This is a genomic window from Pseudomonas sp. CFBP13508, assembly GCF_005233515.1.
GTDB lineage: Bacteria > Pseudomonadota > Gammaproteobacteria > Pseudomonadales > Pseudomonadaceae > Aquipseudomonas > Aquipseudomonas mercuritolerans.
In genome coordinates, this window is sequence record NZ_QFZZ01000001.1 from 803662 (window position 1) to 822713 (window position 19052).

The 19052-nt window shown below is 59.4% G+C and carries 16 protein-coding genes; 5 read left to right on the forward strand and 11 right to left on the reverse strand.

Annotation, left to right across the window (positions count from 1 at the left end; translation table 11 throughout):
* Nucleotides 1-6: 6 nt before the first annotated feature.
* Genes PspCFBP13508_RS03605 through PspCFBP13508_RS03615 form a run of 3 tightly spaced genes read right to left on the reverse strand, consistent with a single transcriptional unit; the run spans nucleotide 7 to nucleotide 2657 of the window.
* Nucleotides 7-351 carry a cupin domain-containing protein gene (locus PspCFBP13508_RS03605; protein WP_137213678.1) on the reverse strand — a complete coding sequence of 115 codons (345 nt, stop codon included), beginning with the start codon at nucleotides 349-351 and terminating at the stop codon, nucleotides 7-9.
* Nucleotides 352-382: 31 nt separating this feature from the next.
* Nucleotides 383-1789, reverse strand: a complete 1407-nt coding sequence (locus PspCFBP13508_RS03610) for an FAD-dependent oxidoreductase (protein WP_130912415.1) — start codon at nucleotides 1787-1789, stop codon at nucleotides 383-385.
* Nucleotides 1790-1841: 52 nt separating this feature from the next.
* Nucleotides 1842-2657 (reverse strand): nuclear transport factor 2 family protein, encoded by an 816-nt coding sequence (locus PspCFBP13508_RS03615; protein ID WP_137213679.1) that lies wholly within the window; start codon nucleotides 2655-2657, stop codon nucleotides 1842-1844.
* Between the two features lie 265 nt (nucleotides 2658-2922).
* Between PspCFBP13508_RS03615 and PspCFBP13508_RS03620 the strand changes: the two genes are divergently transcribed.
* Entirely contained in the window at nucleotides 2923-3195 is a 273-nt protein-coding gene (locus tag PspCFBP13508_RS03620; protein WP_039761582.1) for a DUF1652 domain-containing protein, read from the forward strand.
* 49 nt (nucleotides 3196-3244) lie between these two features.
* Here PspCFBP13508_RS03620 and PspCFBP13508_RS03625 read toward each other — a convergent pair whose 3' ends face one another.
* A complete protein-coding gene (locus tag PspCFBP13508_RS03625) occupies nucleotides 3245-5719 on the reverse strand; it encodes a UvrD-helicase domain-containing protein (RefSeq protein ID WP_137213680.1) in 2475 nt (824 codons plus the stop codon).
* A gap of 257 nt (nucleotides 5720-5976) precedes the next feature.
* Between PspCFBP13508_RS03625 and PspCFBP13508_RS03630 the strand changes: the two genes are divergently transcribed.
* Nucleotides 5977-6672 carry a pirin family protein gene (locus tag PspCFBP13508_RS03630; protein WP_137213681.1) on the forward strand — a complete coding sequence of 232 codons (696 nt, stop codon included), beginning with the start codon at nucleotides 5977-5979 and terminating at the stop codon, nucleotides 6670-6672.
* Between the two features lie 54 nt (nucleotides 6673-6726).
* Here PspCFBP13508_RS03630 and pgm read toward each other — a convergent pair whose 3' ends face one another.
* The 4 genes from pgm to PspCFBP13508_RS03650 all read right to left on the reverse strand — a co-directional run bounded on the left by pgm (nucleotide 6727) and on the right by PspCFBP13508_RS03650 (nucleotide 12967).
* A complete protein-coding gene (gene pgm, locus PspCFBP13508_RS03635) occupies nucleotides 6727-8373 on the reverse strand; it encodes a phosphoglucomutase (alpha-D-glucose-1,6-bisphosphate-dependent) (protein WP_095180093.1) in 1647 nt (548 codons plus the stop codon).
* Nucleotides 8374-8481: 108 nt separating this feature from the next.
* Nucleotides 8482-9882 (reverse strand): PLP-dependent aminotransferase family protein, encoded by a 1401-nt coding sequence (locus PspCFBP13508_RS03640; protein WP_137213682.1) that lies wholly within the window; start codon nucleotides 9880-9882, stop codon nucleotides 8482-8484.
* Between the two features lie 49 nt (nucleotides 9883-9931).
* Nucleotides 9932-11398 (reverse strand): hypothetical protein, encoded by a 1467-nt coding sequence (locus PspCFBP13508_RS03645; protein ID WP_137213683.1) that lies wholly within the window; start codon nucleotides 11396-11398, stop codon nucleotides 9932-9934.
* 546 nt (nucleotides 11399-11944) lie between these two features.
* The gene (locus PspCFBP13508_RS03650; RefSeq protein ID WP_064362651.1) at nucleotides 11945-12967 is read right to left on the reverse strand and encodes a zinc-dependent alcohol dehydrogenase family protein; all 1023 of its coding nucleotides are present in this window, start codon (nucleotides 12965-12967) and stop codon (nucleotides 11945-11947) included.
* A 270-nt stretch (nucleotides 12968-13237) separates the two neighbouring features.
* Here PspCFBP13508_RS03650 and PspCFBP13508_RS03655 point away from each other — a divergent pair, with 270 nt between their 5' ends.
* Nucleotides 13238-14152: a LysR family transcriptional regulator gene (locus tag PspCFBP13508_RS03655; RefSeq protein ID WP_016774850.1), complete on the forward strand. Its 915-nt coding sequence runs from the start codon at nucleotides 13238-13240 to the stop codon at nucleotides 14150-14152.
* 3 nt (nucleotides 14153-14155) lie between these two features.
* On the opposite strand, the gene PspCFBP13508_RS03660 is transcribed toward PspCFBP13508_RS03655, so the two are convergent.
* The 3 genes from PspCFBP13508_RS03660 to gcvA all read right to left on the reverse strand — a co-directional run bounded on the left by PspCFBP13508_RS03660 (nucleotide 14156) and on the right by gcvA (nucleotide 16755).
* Nucleotides 14156-14917 carry an SDR family oxidoreductase gene (locus tag PspCFBP13508_RS03660; protein WP_137213684.1) on the reverse strand — a complete coding sequence of 254 codons (762 nt, stop codon included), beginning with the start codon at nucleotides 14915-14917 and terminating at the stop codon, nucleotides 14156-14158.
* 29 nt (nucleotides 14918-14946) lie between these two features.
* Nucleotides 14947-15774 (reverse strand): DMT family transporter, encoded by an 828-nt coding sequence (locus PspCFBP13508_RS03665; RefSeq protein ID WP_137213685.1) that lies wholly within the window; start codon nucleotides 15772-15774, stop codon nucleotides 14947-14949.
* Nucleotides 15775-15849: 75 nt separating this feature from the next.
* Nucleotides 15850-16755: a transcriptional regulator GcvA gene (gene gcvA / locus PspCFBP13508_RS03670; RefSeq protein WP_130909869.1), complete on the reverse strand. Its 906-nt coding sequence runs from the start codon at nucleotides 16753-16755 to the stop codon at nucleotides 15850-15852.
* A gap of 312 nt (nucleotides 16756-17067) precedes the next feature.
* On the opposite strand from gcvA, the gene PspCFBP13508_RS03675 reads away from it, so the two are divergent.
* Nucleotides 17068-17520 (forward strand): DUF805 domain-containing protein, encoded by a 453-nt coding sequence (locus PspCFBP13508_RS03675; RefSeq protein WP_137213686.1) that lies wholly within the window; start codon nucleotides 17068-17070, stop codon nucleotides 17518-17520.
* 273 nt (nucleotides 17521-17793) lie between these two features.
* The gene (gene mexE, locus PspCFBP13508_RS03680) at nucleotides 17794-19047 is read left to right on the forward strand and encodes a multidrug efflux RND transporter periplasmic adaptor subunit MexE (RefSeq protein WP_137213687.1); all 1254 of its coding nucleotides are present in this window, start codon (nucleotides 17794-17796) and stop codon (nucleotides 19045-19047) included.
* Nucleotides 19048-19052 lie beyond the last annotated feature (5 nt).

Sequence of the window (19052 nt, forward strand, 5' to 3'; positions counted from 1 at the left end):
AAACAATCAGAAAATCAGCACGTAGCTCTTGCGCACGGTTTCCTGGATATCCCAGACCCCGAGCCTGTTGGCTGGCAACATCAGTGCGTCGCCGCCTTGTATGTGCAGGGTTTCGCCGCCACCGTCAGGAGTGAACGTGCAACGCCCGGAAATGAAATGGCAGAACTCCTGCGCGGTGATCTGCCGCCGCCAGCGGCCCGGGGTGCATTCCCAGACGCCGGTTTCGACACCGTCGTCGCGCTCGACGCTGGTGGTCGAGGCAATTGCGACGGGTTCGCCGAGGGGCACGGCGACCGGGTTGGATTCTTCGAGCTCAAGCGTGGCGGTGTTCTTGAAGTGGGTGATGCTCATGGCGTGACCTGTTTATTGAGGGAAACGACGTTCAGTGCATGAAACCTTCCATGAACCCGGCAACCCGGCTGGCGAGCTTGCGCCGCCAGGGCGCGGTCGCGGGATTGGCCAGGGTCTGGTCTTCGTGCACGAAACTTTTGATGATCGCGTTGTAGCCGAGCCAGCGGCATGGCTCTGGCTCCCAGGCACGCAGCGCGTGAATGCCGCCGTCGGGCAGCACCCACGGTTGCTCGGTCAGTTCGCTGTCGCGCTCCAAAATAAGATCCGCCAGGGTGCGTCCGCCGAGGTTGCTGGCACCAACACCCTCCCCGCCGTATCCGCCGGACAACGCGATGCCGTTGGCGCGGTCGCAAAGCATGTGCGGCTTGAAATGCCGCGACATGCCGAGATTGCCGCCCCAGGCGTGGGTGATCTGCACATTTTTCAGCTGCGGGAACAGTTCGCCGAACAGATAGCGGCGCAACTCGACTTCATCGCGGGTGAGGTTGAAGTCATGGCGCAGCTTGCCGGCGAACTGATAACCGCCACGGGCGCCGAAGATCAGACGATTGTCGGCACTGCGCTGGCCGTAGGTGACCTGGCGGCTGAATTCACTGAAGGCCTGGCCGCGATTGAGGCCGATTTCGTCCCAGATCGCAGCGGACAGCGGCTCGGTGGCGACGATCAGGCTTTGCACCGGCAGCTGATAGCGGCCAAGTGGCGGCAGCGTCACCGAATACCCTTCTACCGCCGGGACGATCCAGCGGCTGCGCACGCTGGCCTTGGCGGTACGCAGACTGCCGGACTGCCAGTGGGTGACCGGACTGTTTTCGTAGATTTTCACGCCCATGTTCTGCACGGTCCGCGCCAGGCCACGCGCCAGTTTCGCCGGGTGAATGGTCGCGACATGGGGGGCGAAGATGCCGCCGTAGGGCTTGGCCACGCGGATCTGCTGGGCCAACTGCTCGGGACTGAGCCAGCGGTAATCGTCGTCAGTCAGACCTTGGGCATGCAGCTTGCTCAGGTAATCGCGCAGAACGGTTTCCTGCTCTGGATAGCGCGCAGCACAATAAAGCACCCCGCCCTTACGGTAATCGCAGTCGATGCCTTCGCGTTCGAGGACGATCTCCACTTCATCGGGGATGCTGTGCAGCAAATCAAACGACGCCCGCCGTTGCTGCGGCGATAAGCCTGCGAGCAAGCGATCCTCGCCCAGCAAATTACCCATCAGCCAGCCGCCGTTACGCCCGGAAGCACCGAACCCGGCGGTTTGCGCCTCGACGATGGCGATATCCAGGCCGGGCGCCTGTCTTTTCAGGTAGTACGCCGTCCACAGTCCGGTGTAACCGGCGCCGATGATGGCCACGTCGACGTCCAGATCGCGCTCAAGCGCAGGCCGCGCCAGCAGCGGCTCATCGAGCTGATCCATCCACAAACTGATCGTGCGCCACGCCGACATGCCAGACTCCGCCATTGAAAACTTTCGATGGCGTCGATCCTAGTGGCTGCCTTCAGTGGATGTCTTGCGCGCGTGCCCGCAGAGAAATTTGTTTGGCATAGGCCTTGGGCGACTGGCCGGTGTGCTCGCGAAAACATTTGTAGAACGCTGATAGCGAATTGAAGCCGGCGGCAAACGCCAGCTCGTCGACACGTAACGGCGGCGTGGCGCTGTCCAGCGCACGTAGCAAATGCTGCAGGCGCGCCTGATTGACGTAGCGATAGAAGCTTTGCCCCAGCACCTGATTGAGCAGATAGGAAATCTGATTGCGGCTGTACCCGCACTCCTTCGCCACCCGTTGCAGGTCAAGCTCAGGGTCCAGATAGGGCTGCTGCTTTTCAAAATACTGCTGCAGGTCTTCGGCCATGAAACTCAGTTGCCGCGGTGACAGACCCAGCCGACTGACCGCCGGACGCTGACTCTGTGCCGAACTGCCGTCGGCTTGCGTACGCACCAGCGAGGCGTACTCGTTGACGCGCCAGATCAAACCGTCCTTGACCGTGATCGCTTCGCTGGAGCGAAACGATACCAGGCCATCGCCGCCGCGCAAGGTCACCTCGTACTGAATGAACGCGGTGTTGCCGTCCACCCGGATTCGGTCGCAATGCTCGAGCAGTTCGTCGGATTCTCGCGGCATGCTCACGCGCACGTATCCGCGCAACTCGTTCAGACCAAGTACGCGATTCTGAAAGAAATCGTTGTATTGGATATCGGCGTGATAAAGCGCCATCACGCTGTCCAGATCCCGGTGTTTCCAGCTCAGGTGATAGCGCATGACCGTGGCGGCCGTGGCCTGGGTCTGTTCTGGGCCGTCGTCATCGGCGTGCATAAGCGGCTCGGCGAAAAAGAACCGAGCTTGCCCAACTTCCTCTGCCGCTTCAACGAAAAATCCATAGTGGCGTTTTGGCGATAATCGATGAGCCAGTGACTTACATCAAAAAATGCGAATCAATCGCTAAACGGACTGAAAAAACTCACAGTTTTTTCACACACGGATGCTACTTTTAAAGCTCAAGCACTGGTTGAGCCAATGAAGGCTCTTCCCACCTAACATGAGCAAAAGGAAGCGCTCGATGAAGCAGGCGGGCAACACCATGAATAAAGGGTTCAGCAAGGTCACTTTCCCCAACGCTTGCCAGCTGATGCGCTGGCATTTTCATCCAATGGGTTTCGAGGCAACGATGGATGCGCCGGGCAGCATGATCGCCCGTCTGTTTGATCGTGCCAGCGGCGAAACCATGATCGCCATCGCCGGCATTCCCTGCGCAACGGTGATGAACGCGGCGGACGTCGAGCGAATCATCGAAGCCATCGAGGATGAGCTGGAAGCTTTCACTCCTCCGGAATCTCTCAAGAACTACGCATAAGCGCCTGATTTAAAATAAAAAGCCCGCAGTGATGCGGGCTTTTTATTGATCAGGCGCTGGCCTTTTCGATCCGATGATCGACGAAGAAAGGCTTGCCCCTGGCAACTCGATCCGAGGCCCGCGGCATGTTTACCGCTTGGGTTTCCTGCGGTTCGACGTACCAGTAGCAATGACTGACGGCGCGTGTGATACCGACGTAGGCAAGGCGCAGGATTTCGTCCTTTTGTGCAGTGTCGTATGGCTCGCTGTCGCCGGCTTTGCCTAATCCGGCCATGCGATAGACCTGATTCTTGTATGGAGAACTGGTCAGATGCTGGCAATCACCCAGCAGGAATACCGCATCAGCCTGCAAGCCTTTGGCGCTGTGATAGGTCAGTTGTTTCAACCGCCGCGCGTCGTAGGGTAAGCTCGAATCTACATTAAGTACAGGCTGAATATGCTTCTCTATCAATAACTTATCGCTGCTTTTTCGATAAAGCATCAAGATTGAATCGCCGCGCCGGTAATGCTCAGCCAGGCGCTGACCCAATGCTTCATCATCACGCTCAAGCACGTTGACCGGGTGAAGCGGCTTGGGCTCACCACTGGCCTTGGCCTTCTTGCCCGCTATCGCTGGAGCGGCACGGACAATATGTTCGGCGGCGTCGATGATGTGCTGGTGGCTGCGGTAGTTGTCACTGAGCATGACCCGCGTGGTGCTCGGTGAAGGGAATTCCTTGTTGAACTCCATGAAGTAGCTCGGCGAACTGCCGCGCCAGCCGTAAATCGATTGCCAGTCATCGCCGACGCACAGCAGCGACGACCGCTGCGCCCCTCGCCCGACATGCATGGCCGGGCCACGGCTGCGGATTTCATTGAGGCTGGCACGAATCCACGAAACGATCTGCGGAGAGACGTCCTGGAATTCGTCGATCATCAAATGCGCCATCGGCCGCAGCAACTCATCGCTGAGCAGCTTGAGGTTTTCCGGCGAGTGCTCGCTGAACAGCGCGAACATGCGGTTGTAGGTCATCACTGGCGGCTTCTGATCCAGCAAGTGATCTTCAAATGCGCGCCAGAACAGGCTCAGGGCTTCAAAGAAAAAGCGATCGGGATCGTCCTTGGCGAAGCTCATCCGACTGACCGCGTCCGGTACATCCAGGCCGAGGTTTTCGATAAAGCCTGCTGCGGCGACAAAACAATCCAGCAATGGCGCCGATGCCAGCTCGCCTTTGACCTTGTAATCGAAGCCTGGACCGGCGCTGGCATCTCCGGCCAACGTCGCAAGAACGCGCCTGGATGACTCGTAACTATCCATCCATATCAATGGCTTACGGCAGAAAGCTTGAAACAGGGTGCGCTTGACGGCCCACTCTGCACGGACACTCAGCTTGGCGTTGGGTCGGGTCAGCTGGGCGTTTTCCCTGGGATCAAAGCCGAGCACCACCCAGGCATCGAGGCTGGGAATATAGCCGTGAGCGTGGAACTTCGAACCATTGATTTCGAAGGCCTGCCGATTCGGTTCGATGCCTTTGATCGGCCACGCCCCTGCGCGAAACCACAGATCCTCAATCACATCGCAGAGTTCTTCATCGCGCTTGGCTGCGAGTTCGGTGACCGCCATGCGCTTCTGCACATCGGGGTGATCGCGTTCCAGTTCCTTTAATTGCAAACCCGCGCGGGACAGCGGCTGGATCAACTGGCGGAAACGCTCATCGTCGGTGAACAGCCGGTGATAACAAGCATTAAGTTGCTGGCGCTGTGCGTCATTGATCCGCAGGTCAAACGGATTGCAGTCGACCTCCTCTGCGCCGCTTTGCGGGCGATCGCTGAGGTTCTCGAAGGCCTGCAAACGCTCGAAACCCGGCAGGCTGCGGACCATCGGCAGAATGCGTGAGTGGAAGGTTCTGACCAGCTCGCGGGCCTGCTTGAGGTTCAGCGGCTGGCCCCACAGCGTGAAGATTTCGATGAGTTTGTTGATGAAGTCCTTACGCGATTCGCGGGTGAAGGTCACCACGGTCATCGAATCCAGCTCAAAACCCAGATAATGGCTGAGCAACAGAATGCGCAGCACCAGCGTGGTCGACTTGCCGGCGCCGGCACCAGCCACCACCGAGGTGGACGGCGTATCGCTGAAGATCATTTTCCACTGCGCGGCGCTGGGCTGGGCGTGGGCCGGAAGCAAACGGGCGACGTCAGCTTTGATGCGCTTCTTCAGTTCCGCCGTCAGCGGCAGGCGCCAGTCATCGAACAGGTTGTTATCGACGCTGGGCGGCCGATGCTCGGTGTTGCGGCTGTCTCGAATGAGCAGAACCTGGCGGCCTTCCTCCAACCCCTCAAGCTTGCCCTCCTTGAAACCGTATTCGACGCCAGCGGTGTGGCCACTGCGAAATCCGTCGGCTTGCCCGTGCAGCCACGACGCCCGGTGCTGGGCGCGCAGCTTGGTCAGACCGTGACCAAAGAATCGCGCGGCCAGACGTTTGAACCAGGGCATCTCCGCCAGTGGACGAAGTTCAGGGGGAAGATCGGGGGTGTGTTGCGCCACGCTGACGGACTCCAGGGTGTGAGGCTGTGGCGGCTATGGTGTCTGGATTTGCTGATGAGTTCTAGCGAAATGCTTACAGGTCATCGGTTTAGGCGACGAATTGAAAGTCGGATGAGACGATTTCGAGGCGCATTCCCATCAAATAACCTGATCATGATGCGGCAGTTTTTGCGCTTTTTTTCGATGATTGCCTGATAGATGATCGTCGTCATCAACCACGGGGCTCGCCCCCTGACGACCCTTATTAGGAGACGATCATGCTTGAACTCAGACCCTTCAGCTCGCTGGGCGGCGCCCATCATGGCTGGCTGGACGCGCATCACCACTTTTCCTTTGCCGAATACTACGATCCGCAGCGGATGAGCTGGGGCAACCTGCGCGTGTGGAACGATGACATCATCGCTGCAGGCACCGGTTTCCCGCAGCATCCGCACCGCGACATGGAAATCATCACTTACGTGCGAGAGGGTGCCATCACGCACCGGGACAATCTGGGCAACAAGGGCCGTACCGAAGCGGGCGACGTACAAGTGATGAGCGCCGGCACCGGCATCGCTCACAGCGAGTACAACCTGGAGGACAAGGAAACCAAGATCTTCCAGATCTGGATTCTGCCGACCGAAACCGGTGCGCCGCCGTCGTGGGGTGCCAAGCCGTTTCCCAAAGGCGAGCGTGAGGGTTTTGTGACGTTGGCCAGCGGCAAGGACGGCGACGATGAGAGCTTGCACATTCGCGCCAATGCGCGTCTGGTCGCCGCGAACATCAAGGCCGGTGAAACCGCTGAGTACCGACTGGACGAGGGGCGTCGCGCCTATCTGGTTCCGGCCACCGGCGTGATCGAAGTCAATGGCTTGCGTGCCCAAGCGCGTGACGGCGTGGCGGTGGCACACGAGCAAGTGCTGACGGTCACGGCGATTGAAGACAGCGAGATCGTACTGGTCGACCTGGCTTGATCTGCAGGCAATAAAAAAGGGCAACCATTACGGTTGCCCTTTTTCATGTGCGCATTATTTGCTGGAAATGGCGCCATCCACCAAAGTTTGCGCTTCGGCCACCAGTTGTTTGAGGTGGTCGTCGCCGAGGAAGCTTTCGGCGTAGATCTTGTAGATATCCTCAGTGCCCGACGGACGCGCGGCGAACCAGCCGTTCTCGGTCATGACTTTCAGACCACCAATGGCCTGATCGTTGCCCGGTGCGTGGCTGAGGATGCTCTGGATCTTTTCGCCCGCCAGCTCGGTCGAGGTGACCTGCTCCGGCGCCAGCTTGCTCAGCAATGCCTTCTGCTCAGGGTTGGCCTTGGCATCGACGCGTACCGAGAACGGTTCGCCCAGTTCATCGGTCAGGGCGCGGTAGGCCTGGCTTGGATCGCGTCCGGTGCGCGCCGTCATTTCGGCGGCGAGCAAGGCTGGAATCAGGCCATCCTTGTCGGTGCTCCATACACCGCCATCCTTGCGCAGGAACGAAGCGCCAGCACTCTCTTCACCGCCAAAACCCAGCGAGCCATCAAACAGGCCATCGGCGAACCATTTGAAACCGACCGGCACTTCGTACAGGCGACGGCCCAGGCGCTTGGCCACGCGGTCGATCAAACCGCTGCTGACCACGGTTTTGCCGACAGCAGCATCAGCGCGCCATTGCGGACGGTTCTGGAACAGGTAGTCGATGGATACCGCCAGATAGTTGTTCGGCGCAAGCAAACCACCGGACGGCGTGACGATGCCGTGGCGGTCGTGGTCAGGATCGCAGGCAAACGCCACGTCGAAGCGCTCTTTCAGGCCGATCAGGCCCTGCATCGCGTGGCTGGACGACGGGTCCATACGGATTTGGCCGTCCCAATCGACGGTCATGAAACGGAACGTTGAATCGACCTGTTTATTCACCACTTCCAGGTCGAGACGGTAGTGTTCGGCGATGGCCGACCAGTAGCGCACCCCTGCTCCGCCCAACGGATCAACACCCAGACGCAGCTTGGCGTCGCGGATGGCATCGAAGTCGATGACGTTGATCAGGTCGGCGACATAGGTGTTCAAGTAATCGTGACGATGGGTGGTGCTGGCTTTGAGCGCTTGCTCGTAGCTGATGCGTTTGACCCCGGCCAGTTTGTTCGCCAGCAGCTCGTTGGCCTTGGCTTCGATCCACTTGGTGATGTGGGTATCGGCCGGGCCACCGTTGGTTGGGTTGTATTTGTAGCCACCGCTCTGTGGCGGGTTGTGCGACGGCGTGATGACGATACCGTCCGCCAGGCCAGAGGTACGGCCGCGGTTGTAGCAGAGAATGGCGTGGGAAACTGCCGGGGTCGGCGTGTACTCATCGCCTTCGGCGATCATCACGGTGACGCCGTTGGCGGCGAGGACTTCCAGCGCGCTGGCGCCGGCCGGGGTCGACAATGCATGGGTGTCGATGCCGACGAACAGCGGGCCGGTGATGCCCTGGGCTTCGCGATACAGGCAGATCGCCTGGCTGATGGCCAGAACATGCCATTCGTTGAAACTCAAATCGAACGAACTGCCGCGGTGGCCGGAAGTGCCGAACGCAACTCGCTGGGTAGAAATCGATGCATCAGGCTGGCCGGTGTAATAGGCCGTAACCAGTCGCGGGATATCGACCAACAGTTCTGCCGGTGCCGGTTTGCCCGCAAAAGGACTGAGTGTCATGCAAAAACCTCTGAAATCGGAGTGGTTCAGGAAATGCAGCGCAGTTTACTGGCAGTTTGACCACTGTGCGACGGGATGTATCCGAAACTCGCCCGATGTTTTTTAACGTTATTGACTGGGCGACAGGCGCAAGGCATCGCCGAGCAGGCCGATGACACTCGGCAAGTCGCGCTCGCCGTGGTTCAACGCGCTTAAACGCAGATGATCCGAGTGCAACCCTTGCAGACTGAACAGCTCGCCGGGCGCCACGATGATCTGTTGCTTGAGCAGGCGGTGGAACACGTTAGCCATGTCGACCGGCCGTAACGAACGCACCCACACCGTCGCCCCGCCCTGCGGCTCGATGACATGCAGGGCATCGCCCAGACGCTCGCGCATTACCTGGATCAACACCGCCCGCCGTTCGCCCAGCATTCGCCGCAACACGCATAAATGCTGATCAAGCCGCCCGCCATTCAACAGCCGGGCAATGGCCTTTTGGCGAATGGGTGACAATCGAAACGCGCGCAGCAGAAAATGGCGCTGCAACGCCTCGCGCCAGTGACGCGACAAGACAAAACCGAATGGCGCTTCAGCGCCGATGAATTTTTCGAAAGTGGAAAACACCAGCAGGCGATCAGGATCAAGCCAGGTTCGCAATCGCTGCGAACCATTGCGCTCGTCAAGCTCGCTGTAGCAGTCGTTTTCCAGCACCCAGACGCCATGTTGATTAAGCAACTGAGCGGTGGCCTGCTGATTTTCATGGGTGAGGCCGTTGCCTTGGGGCATGCTCAATACCGAAGACAACAGAATCAAACGCACCGGCTCGTTCTGCAACAGTGATTCCAGCGTCGACAGATCGAGCACGCCTTCGGCCAGCAATGACCACTCGATCACGCGTACGCCGGACGATTCGAGCAGGCGCAATATCACCCAGTCGCAAGGCGATTCGACGATCACGGTGGCCTGGCGCAATTCAAGGACCGAAATCAGGATCTCCAGAACCCCGCGCAGATCAGCTCCGATGTAGATGTCATCGGCGTGCCAGAAATGCTCTGTGGAGCTGGTGTACCGAGCCGCCAGCGCAACCCGCAATTCCAGCTCACCGCAAGGCTGTACGAATGTCTGTAGCTGACGCGGGTATTGACGCAAAAGCTCACGCTCCAATGTCAGCAACGGACTGTCCAGCGGCTGCAGCGAGGCCGGTTCGTCGGCGCTCAACACACACATCCCGGGACGTCTGGCGTTGACGTATACGGTCTCCAGCAAATCATTGCCGTTGCCGGGCGCATCCAGATGGAACAGCGCTTGCGCGTAATACCCGGATTTCGCTATGGAATAGACCCGGCCCTCCTTCTCCAGAAGCGAATAGGCGTACTGCACTGTCGAGATGGATACATTCAGCCGATCAGCCAGCTGACGCAGCGATGGCAGGCGCACCGTGGTGCTCCCCCCTGCATCATCAATCAGCATTGTCAGATATCGATAAACGGCTTGGTAAACGAAGTCATTGTCCCGCGCGCCTTTCACAACCTTGTTCCTGTACACAGCGGTTCACAACCCACCTCCTGGCTCACGGTCAGCGTTCCGTCGACCGCTCGAATGGCGAGGCGGAACCCACCTCATCCGATCCCGCATCTTCCAAGACGCATTCGGCGGGTGCTTGAATCTGTACGGGGCCCATCGCGTAGAGACGGATCACCAGCCTCACCGGCAAACCGCTGACTTCCGTCAGCCACTTCAACACTTGCTCTGGCGCGTGCAAGCCCTGCATGGCGCGGTGCAGGTCGGGCATGGCGACGAGCATGCCGGGGTGACAGTTGCGCAGGAACCGCTCGAGGCCTTTGCCGCTGTCGATGAATGGTGCGAACAACAGGCACGCCAACTGCGTTTCGTTCAATCCGAAACCATTGCTCAGGTAATCCTCGGCAAGCGTGCGCAGCTGCTCTGGTCCGCCGGCGTTGTCGTAGCTGGACAGCAAGTGCTCGCAGACAGGCTCGGCAACCTGCTTTCGCCGCATGTCGGCCAGCGTGTGCCGGACGTAGTCGTCGATGCCCGCCTCATAGGCGCGCCCTTCGATGAACCGGGCGTACAAACCTCGCACATGTGCCGAGATCAAAGGGTCAGCAAAAATCGCTTCGCCCTGGTACAGCGCCAGGTCGTCGGGTTCATAACCGAGAAATTCTCCCAGCAGTAGCCAACGATCTTCGATTTTGCCAACCATCATGTCGTTGATGTCGATAAAACTGGTACGTCGGCAGGCCTCGAACTCGCCTTCGGGGCACCAGGCAATGCGGTCACCTTCCGGGAGCAGCTCGCCATAGAAATTGTCACCAAGCCCGTCGAGCAGAGGAAACAGCGCTTCGAATCCGGCATTGACGTTGCCTGGCCCCGCTATCGCCACACGCTGCATGGCGCGGTTCAGACCCTCGAGAAATTGCTGCTGACTGCCTTTGTTTTCAGTGCTGATCATGGCGTCGACACCATTGTTCCAACGGGCAATCTGGCTGTAGTACTCGGCCGTCGCCAGATAGGCTTCATCCCATAATTCAGGGGTTTCAAGCCAGGTGCGACAGTGCCCGACCAGCAGCAGATTGACGCGACTGGCCTCACGCCCCTCATCGCTGACAGGCGTGCGATGGTCGAACGGCAGCACCTCGCGGTTATCGACCATCAGCACTTCGACCCGCGGATCGTCATAAAGAAACAGCGCGCTGTAGCTGCGATGCAGGTTCTGCAGGGCGACCGGGCTGTCGCCATTCCAGCGCAGGGAGGCCACGCGCAGCTGGAAAGTCGCCGGGGCGCGGCCGGCAATGGTCAGTTGCGCCGCCCGAAGCAGGGCCAGGGTGTAACAGCTGTCACGCAGGCCGGACTGATGCACCAGCACCTTGAACTGCCCGATGTTTTCCATGCCGCCAGCGGCCACCACCAGGCGCTGTATCAGCAACTGCAATGCCGTGCGCTCGGCTCGGGAAAAGAAACTCAGCAGACGCTGCAATACTTGCTGATAGACATAATTCATTGCCTGATCATGGATCGTGCTCATCGGTATTTACCCGGTATCAAAAGTTTCATGCCGCGCAGACATGACAATGAGCGCGCGACAATTGGATCAATAAGTAATAGACGCTGAAATGCTAACACTTACAAAGTTGTAGTTATTTGAAACACTTGACCTGAAAAAATTCTCCCAGATGCCAAGCGTGGCGCTCAACCGCCCGTAATCATTGACCTTTTGCCATCCACAAATGATCTGAGGAAACTTCCCACAACGTCCCACGACAAATCATTACAAGAAAAGGAGAAGCAACTTCCGAAACGCCCTACAGCAATTAAACAGAAATTGACGAAGCCAGCCGAGCCAGCCATTTGATATTGCCTTGGACAAATTGAATGCACAGCCATAGCTCATTCCTTGAGATGAAAGTAATCATTCAATTATCAGTGCTTATAGTGTGATTAGAAGATACAGATGGGGAGCAAAAACCAGTTCAGTTGCTGAATTGGTCAACGCTTCGTGGCGGGCAGGATCGGTTTGGGACGGGAAAATAAACAAAAGAGTCCGTGGGGCCACGGACTCTGTTTAGCTGGCTTACGCAGGTTCGACTTGCAGGGCGACCCGCTCGCGGCACGGGCATTCATCCATGTAGCGATGTGCTTCGACGAACTCGTTGAACGGGAATACACGAGTCTTGAGCGGCAGGAGCACGCGGTCAGCGGTCAACTGGTTGATGTCACGCAGAGCACGTTGCAGAGCGACGTGATCCTGGACAATGCCCAGCTCCGGCTTGCCGGTGAAGTTGCCGATGCAGTGCACGAAGAACTGGATGTTCTTCTGGAACGCTGCGCACGCCGGGAACGGAGTCTGATTGCCGCCCTGCAGGCCGTACAGAACCAGACTGCCGCGTGGCGCCAGCACATCGCCGAGCAACGACATCTGCGGACCGCCAAGACCATCGAATACCACATCGACGCCGCGGTTGTCGGTGATCTTGTTGATGCGCATCAACAGATCTTCCTCTTCGGTGACGATGACCTTCTCCGCACCAAGGGACAGCAGGTACTCGCGCTCCTCGGCCGACTTGGTCGCGGCGATCACTCGCACACCCAGCGCTTTACCAAGCTGGACAAACGACGGGCCGGCGCAGTGGCTGGCGTCAGTCACCAGCGCAAATTGACCGGGTTTGACCCGCGCCAGATCGGCATAGGCAAAGTAGGCGATCAGCAGCGGCGTGTAATGCACGCTCGCTTCGATCGGGCTGAGCACATCCGGGTAGCGGGTCAGCGCGGTGCGCGGCAGAACGATCGACTCGCCGTACACCGGATAATCGTTCGGACTTTCAGCCGGAAAACTGGCTACCTTGTCGCCGACGGACAGGTCGTCGACATCAGCGCCCACCGCAGTAACCACCCCAGCCATTTCATGACCGAGACCCGAAGGCAGACGTGCCTGGGACGACGCCAGATTCTGGCGCCACAGGGTGTCGTACCAACTGATGCCGATTGCCTCGACACGCACCTGCACTTCGCCAGGACCTGGCTGAGCAGCCGCATGCTCTTCGCATTTGAGCACCTCGGCCGGACCAAACTTGTGAAAACGGATCGTGCGGGACATCGCAAACCTCGTCAAAGTAACCTCTAATGCCATGAACTCTATCTGGGCTTTTGACCCAAGACCATCAGTGGCTATTAATAGTCGACATGCCTGTCATTGATTCCGCATCAAGGGCGGCATTGGCAAATTCCATGAAAAAAGGCCTGCCACCGTCGCAGTAAAGCTGAATTTTCCGGTGCAGAGTACCAGCCTTTCCCCGTAAGATTCATGCCGGCCATTGTTCTCATATGGCCGCCCTCGTCAAGTTTGATGACTCTGCCAGGACTCCAGATGAATCGTAATGACCTGCGTCGTGTCGACCTGAACCTGCTGATCGTGTTCGAAACATTGATGCACGAACGCAGTGTGACCCGGGCCGCGGAAAAATTGTTCCTCGGCCAACCGGCTATCAGTGCCGCTTTATCGCGCCTGCGCAGCCTGTTTGACGATCCCTTGTTTGTCCGCACCGGCCGCAGCATGGAACCCTCCGCGCGCGCGGTGGAAATCTTCGCCCTGCTCTCGCCTGCCCTCGATTCGATCTCGACCGCCGTCAGTCGTGCCGCCGATTTCGATCCGGCGACCAGCACGTCGGTGTTCCGCATTGGATTATCCGACGACGTCGAATTCGCCCTGCTGCCGATGCTGCTCAAGCGCCTGCGCGCCGAAGCACCAGGCATCGTCCTCGTGGTGCGACGGGTCAACTACATATTGATGCCGGGCCTGCTGGCCTCCGGCGAGATTTCGATCGGCGTCAGCTACACCACCGACCTGCCGGCGAACGCCAAGCGCAAGGTCCTGCGCCGCAGCGCACCGAAGCTGCTGCGCGCCGACACAGTACCGGGGCCGTTGAGCCTCGACGACTACTGCGCCCGACCGCACGCACTGGTGTCGTTCGCAGGCGACCTCAGTGGTTTTGTCGATGAAGAACTGGAAAAGCTCGGACGCAAACGGCACGTGGTGCTGGCCGTGCCGCAGTTCAACGGATTGGGCACGTTGCTGGCAGGCACCGATATTGTCGCGACCGTGCCGGATTACACAGCTGAGGCACTGACGGCGGCCGGCGGTCTGCGTGCTGAAGACCCGCCACTGCCTACGCGGACCTTTGAATTGCATATGGCCTGGCGCGGGTCGCAGGACAACGACCCGGGGGAGCGGTGGTTGAGGTCGCGGATTCAGATGTTCTTCGGCGACCCCGATAGCCTCTAGGAACTACTTGCCACCCGTCACATCCAGAAAAGTCCCGGTAACAAACGAGGCCTCCGCGCTGGCCAGCCACAAGATGGCCCGCGCCACCTCTTCCGGCTGTCCGCCTCGGCCCATCGGGATCGAGTCCTTCACGCGATCCACCCGCCCCGGCTCGCCGCCGCTGGCGTGCATGTCGGTATAGATGTGGCCCGGGCGAATGCAGTTGACCCGAATACCCTCGCGCGCGACTTCTTTGGCAAAGCCGATGGTGAAGGTTTCCAGCGCGCCTTTCGATGCTGCGTAGTCGACGTATTCATTGGGGCTGCCCAAGCGCGCCGAGGCAGAAGAAACGTTGATGACTGCCCCACCTGTGCCGCCGTGCCGATAAGCCATGCGCTTCACCGCTTGCTGCGCGCACAGGATCGGTCCCAGAGCATTGACCGCGAAGATGCGTTGCATGCGTTCGAAGCTCAGGTCCTCCATGCGTGACTGCTTCGCCAGCACGCCAGCGTTATTCACAAGAACATCGATGCGTCCGAACGAGCGATCGATGGCCGAGAACAGTTCAGCAACCTGCTCGGGGTCAGAACTGTCAGCACGCACCGCGAGGCCTTTGCGACCCATTGCTTCGACATCGGCCACCACCGCCAGCGCAGCGGACTCGTTGGCGACGTAGCTGATGGCAACGTCGTAGCCTTGTGCTGCGGCGAGTCGGGCGGTGGCCGCGCCGACTCCGCGACTGCCGCCGGTGATCAGAATCAGCGGGGCCTGCGAGACTTTGTCCATGCGACGTTCTCCTGAGCAGTTGGGCTGTGTCAGCCGATGATGATGGCGCCGCTGGCAATGACCACGCACGCCAGCATCCTGCGGACGGTGAGTTTTTCACCGAGGAACAAATAGCCGAGCAATGCCGCGAACAACACGCTGGTTTCGCGCAAGGCCGACACCGCGCCCAGTGGCGCTTCGTTCATGGCGTAGATAACGATTGCGTAGGCCAGCAACGAGACCAGTCCGCCGACCACAGTGGCGAGCATGCCGGGCCGTACGGAAAACAGACTGCGAGCATCGCGCAGGCCGATATACACCAGCGGCATCAGCACGCCCCACAGTGCGCTCATCCAAACCGTGTAAGCCAGCGGCGCCCCCGACAGTCTGGCGCCAATGCCATCGACCACGCTGTAGGCGGCAATAAAGCAACCGGTACCCAGCGCATACGGAAGGCTCGGCACCGACAGGCTGCGCCCGCGAAAGGCCAGGGAAATGATTCCGCCGGATACCAGACCGATGCCGAGCAGTTCGCCGGGGGTTATGGTTTCGCCGGCAAACAGCGCGGCGCCGAGGGTGATCAGCGCCGGTGACGAGCCGCGGGAAATCGGATAGATCTGCCCAAGGTCGCCGACCCGATAGCTGCGCACCAGAAACAGGTTGTAGCCGACATGCAGCAGTGCCGAGAGCAGCGCATACCCCCAGCTCTCAGGTGCAGGCGCGTCCATGAAAAAGGCGGCGATGACGCAGACGATGGCGATGGCCACGCACATCATCGTCATCGACCAGAGCCGGTCGGCGCCGCCGCGCAGCAGCGCGTTCCAGCTAGCGTGCAGGAGCGCGGCGAACAGAACAAGAAGTACGAGATGGATTGGCATGCGGCATTCTAGGCATCACTGGCATTGGCATTACAGCGAAGTTTCCTCATTGAAGCATGAGTAAAAGCTCATGCCTCAGCACTGGGCGCTCTGCACCTTCAACGCCTCACCCAGTAACCATTCACGAAAATTGACGATATGTGGCTGTGCTTCAATGCCTTTGGGACAGACGAAATAGTAGGCCAGCGGCGAAGTGAACGGCACATCGAACAGCCTCACCAGGCGGCCATCGGCGATTTCATTCTCGACATGGCCGCTGCGCACCAGCGCCACACCCTGGCCGAGCAACGCAGCTTCCACCGTCATATTGGTATCACCAAACCTGACGCCTTCGCGCAGCGGTAAAAACTCCAGCCCGACGGACTGAAACCACACCTCCCATTTCGGCGCCAACTCGGCGCCGTCGCGAATGAGTAACGGCATCTGCAGCAACTCGGCGGGACTGCCGGGCGTGCCGACGCGCTGCAGCAGTTCGGGACTTGCCACGGGAAACACCTGCTCGCCAAACAGGAACTCCGAATACAGACCGGGATAATTGCCTTTGCCCAAGCGGATCGCGACATCGGCTTCGCCATTGGCGAAGTGGATGATCTTGTCCGTGGTATCCAGCGACACCAACAGCTCCGGGTGTTGGCGTGACAGGTTCGGCAAGCGTGGCAGCAGCCACTTCAACGCGAACGAATAGGTGGTGCTGACAGACAGGCGAACCCTGTCCTTTTGCTCGCGCAGATCCTCCAGCGTTGCTTCAAGGCTCATGAAAAATTCGCGCACGATCGGCGCCAGCGTCGCCCCCGCTGCGGTGAGTCGTAACGCTTTACCGCGCTCGAACAATTGCAATCCCCAAAGTTCTTCAAGGTGCCGGAGCTGATGACTGACGGCGCTTTGGGTCACGTGCAGTTCTTGAGCGGCAGCCGTGAACGTCGGGTGCCGGGTGGCCACTTCGAAAGCCCGCAGGGTCGCGGTCGGGGGCAGGTCGCGCATAGATGAAAGTTCCGGGGTTGGCAGAAGCTGACGGCATGAATATCAGCTCATGTTAGAGCGGAATGCTTTCGCATGCCTCTCGCCCCAAGTGGATTTGGTGACGATCGGGTTTCGGTTTAGCCGCAGACCCACAAATCGAAAACCGAGAGCCGATGACAAACCTTATGGTAACGATTAGATTACCGCCGCCCCGCCAATGGAGAGTCGGGCATTCAGTCTCTCTGCTCTCGTTGGCGGCGATGTTTGCACCAACGAAAACACCGGGGCGTATCTGTCCCGTCTTTCGACTGACCATTTTTTAGGGAAAAAAATATGAGCCTGGTTTTCTGCCGTGGTTGCGCCAAGGAAATAAGTACACTGGCATTGGCATGCCCACAGTGCGGCGCACCTCAAGCGCCACTGCATTCGATTGCCAATGGCCCCGTCATGGCAAGCGGCAACCCGTACGTGGAAGCGCTGAAGAAATATGCCGTGTTCACCGGACGCGCCACGCGCCGTGAATACTGGATGTTCTTTCTGATCAACATGGGCATCGCTATTGTCATGAGCGTTTTCGACGCCATGCTCAAGACCGGTGGCGTTTTGCAGAGCCTGTACAACCTGGCAATGCTGTTGCCGAGCCTCGCTGTTGGCGTACGGCGCATGCACGACACTGACCGCAGCGGCTGGTGGATTCTGCTGCCTATCGTCAACATCGTGTTCCTGGCGCAGGACAGCCAACCCGGTCCCAACCGTTTTGGTGCGAATCGCAAAGGTTTCAACTGACCCTCAGCCGCATCGCGGATCGAAACGGCCTTTATGGCCGTTTCTTTGTTTTGGGTTATCGTTTTCGGGGCCGCGCTGGATCGTTGCGGTTCAGGCAACAAACTTTTGCCGGGGAACCAATTGATAGCCCCCTAACGAAAGGTGCATGCTAGAGGGCTGCCTCGGCCCTTATATCATTCCGAATGATAGTTACCTTTGCTTCATTCGATTCGTGCCATCACACCCGCGCCGAGCATCATCCGCCCATCTTCAACAATTCGGCGGATTGCATCCATGGAACAATCACTCAAACATTTGCGCTTCCCGTTGGCCATGCTGGCCGTACTGGTGATGAGCGCCTGCGGCAAAACCCCTGAGACTGCCGGCGCCCCGCCCGCTGCCAAAGTCAGCGTGGCGAAGGTTATCGAACAACCGGTCAACGAGTGGGACGAATTCACCGGGCGCCTCGAGGCGCCGGAAACCGTTGAAATCCGTCCACGGGTTTCTGGCCAGATTGATCAAGTCGCGTTCACCGAAGGCGCGCTGGTCAAGAAAGGTGACCTGCTGTTCCAGATCGACCCGCGTCCATTCCAGGCCGAGGTACGCCGCCTCGAAGCTCTGGTAGCCCAAGCCCGCGCCACCGCCACTCGCAGCGAAAACGAAGCCGCTCGCGGTGAACGTCTGCGTACCAGCAACGCCATTTCCGCTGAACTGGCCGACTCGCGCACCAGCGCCGCCCAAGAGGCCCGCGCCGCCGTTGGTGCCCTGCAGGCACAACTGGACCTGGCCAAACTGAATCTGAGCTTCACCCGCGTGACCGCACCGATCAGCGGCCGCGTCAGCCGCGCCGAAATCACTGCCGGCAACCTGGTGACCGCCGACACCACCGCGTTGACCAGCGTCGTCTCCACCGACAAGGTCTACGCCTACTTCGACGCCGACGAACGCGTGTTCCTCAAATACACGCAACTGGCCCGCAACGGTCAGCGCGGCGCCACCACGCCGGTGTACATGGGCCTGTCCAACGAAGACGGCAACCCGCACCTGGGCCAGATGAACTTCGTCGACAACCAGGTCAACCCGAAAACCGGCACCATCCGTGGCCGTGCCGTCTTCGACAACGCTGACGGCACCTACACCCCGGGCCTCTACGCTCGCTTGAAGCTGGTCGGCAGCGGCACCTACAACGCCATGCTGATCAATGACGAAGCCGTGGGCACTGACCTGGGCAAGAAGTTCGTGCTGGTGATGGATGGCGACAACAAGACTGCGTACCGCGCCGTCGAACTCGGTCCGAAAATCGAAGGCCTGCGCATCGTCCGCAACGGTCTGAACAAGGACGACACCATCATCGTCAAGGGTCTGCAACGGGTTCGTCCTGGTTCCCCGGTCACCCCTGAGGTGATTCAGATGGCCAGCGAGCAGACCCTCGCCGCCCTCGCTCAACAACGTCAAGCGCTGGAAGCCAGCAACCTGCCCAAAGTTGCCCCTGCCAAGGGCGCATCGGGTTCGGCTGCGAAGCTGGCTGCTACGACCCCACGCGGTTAAGGGAC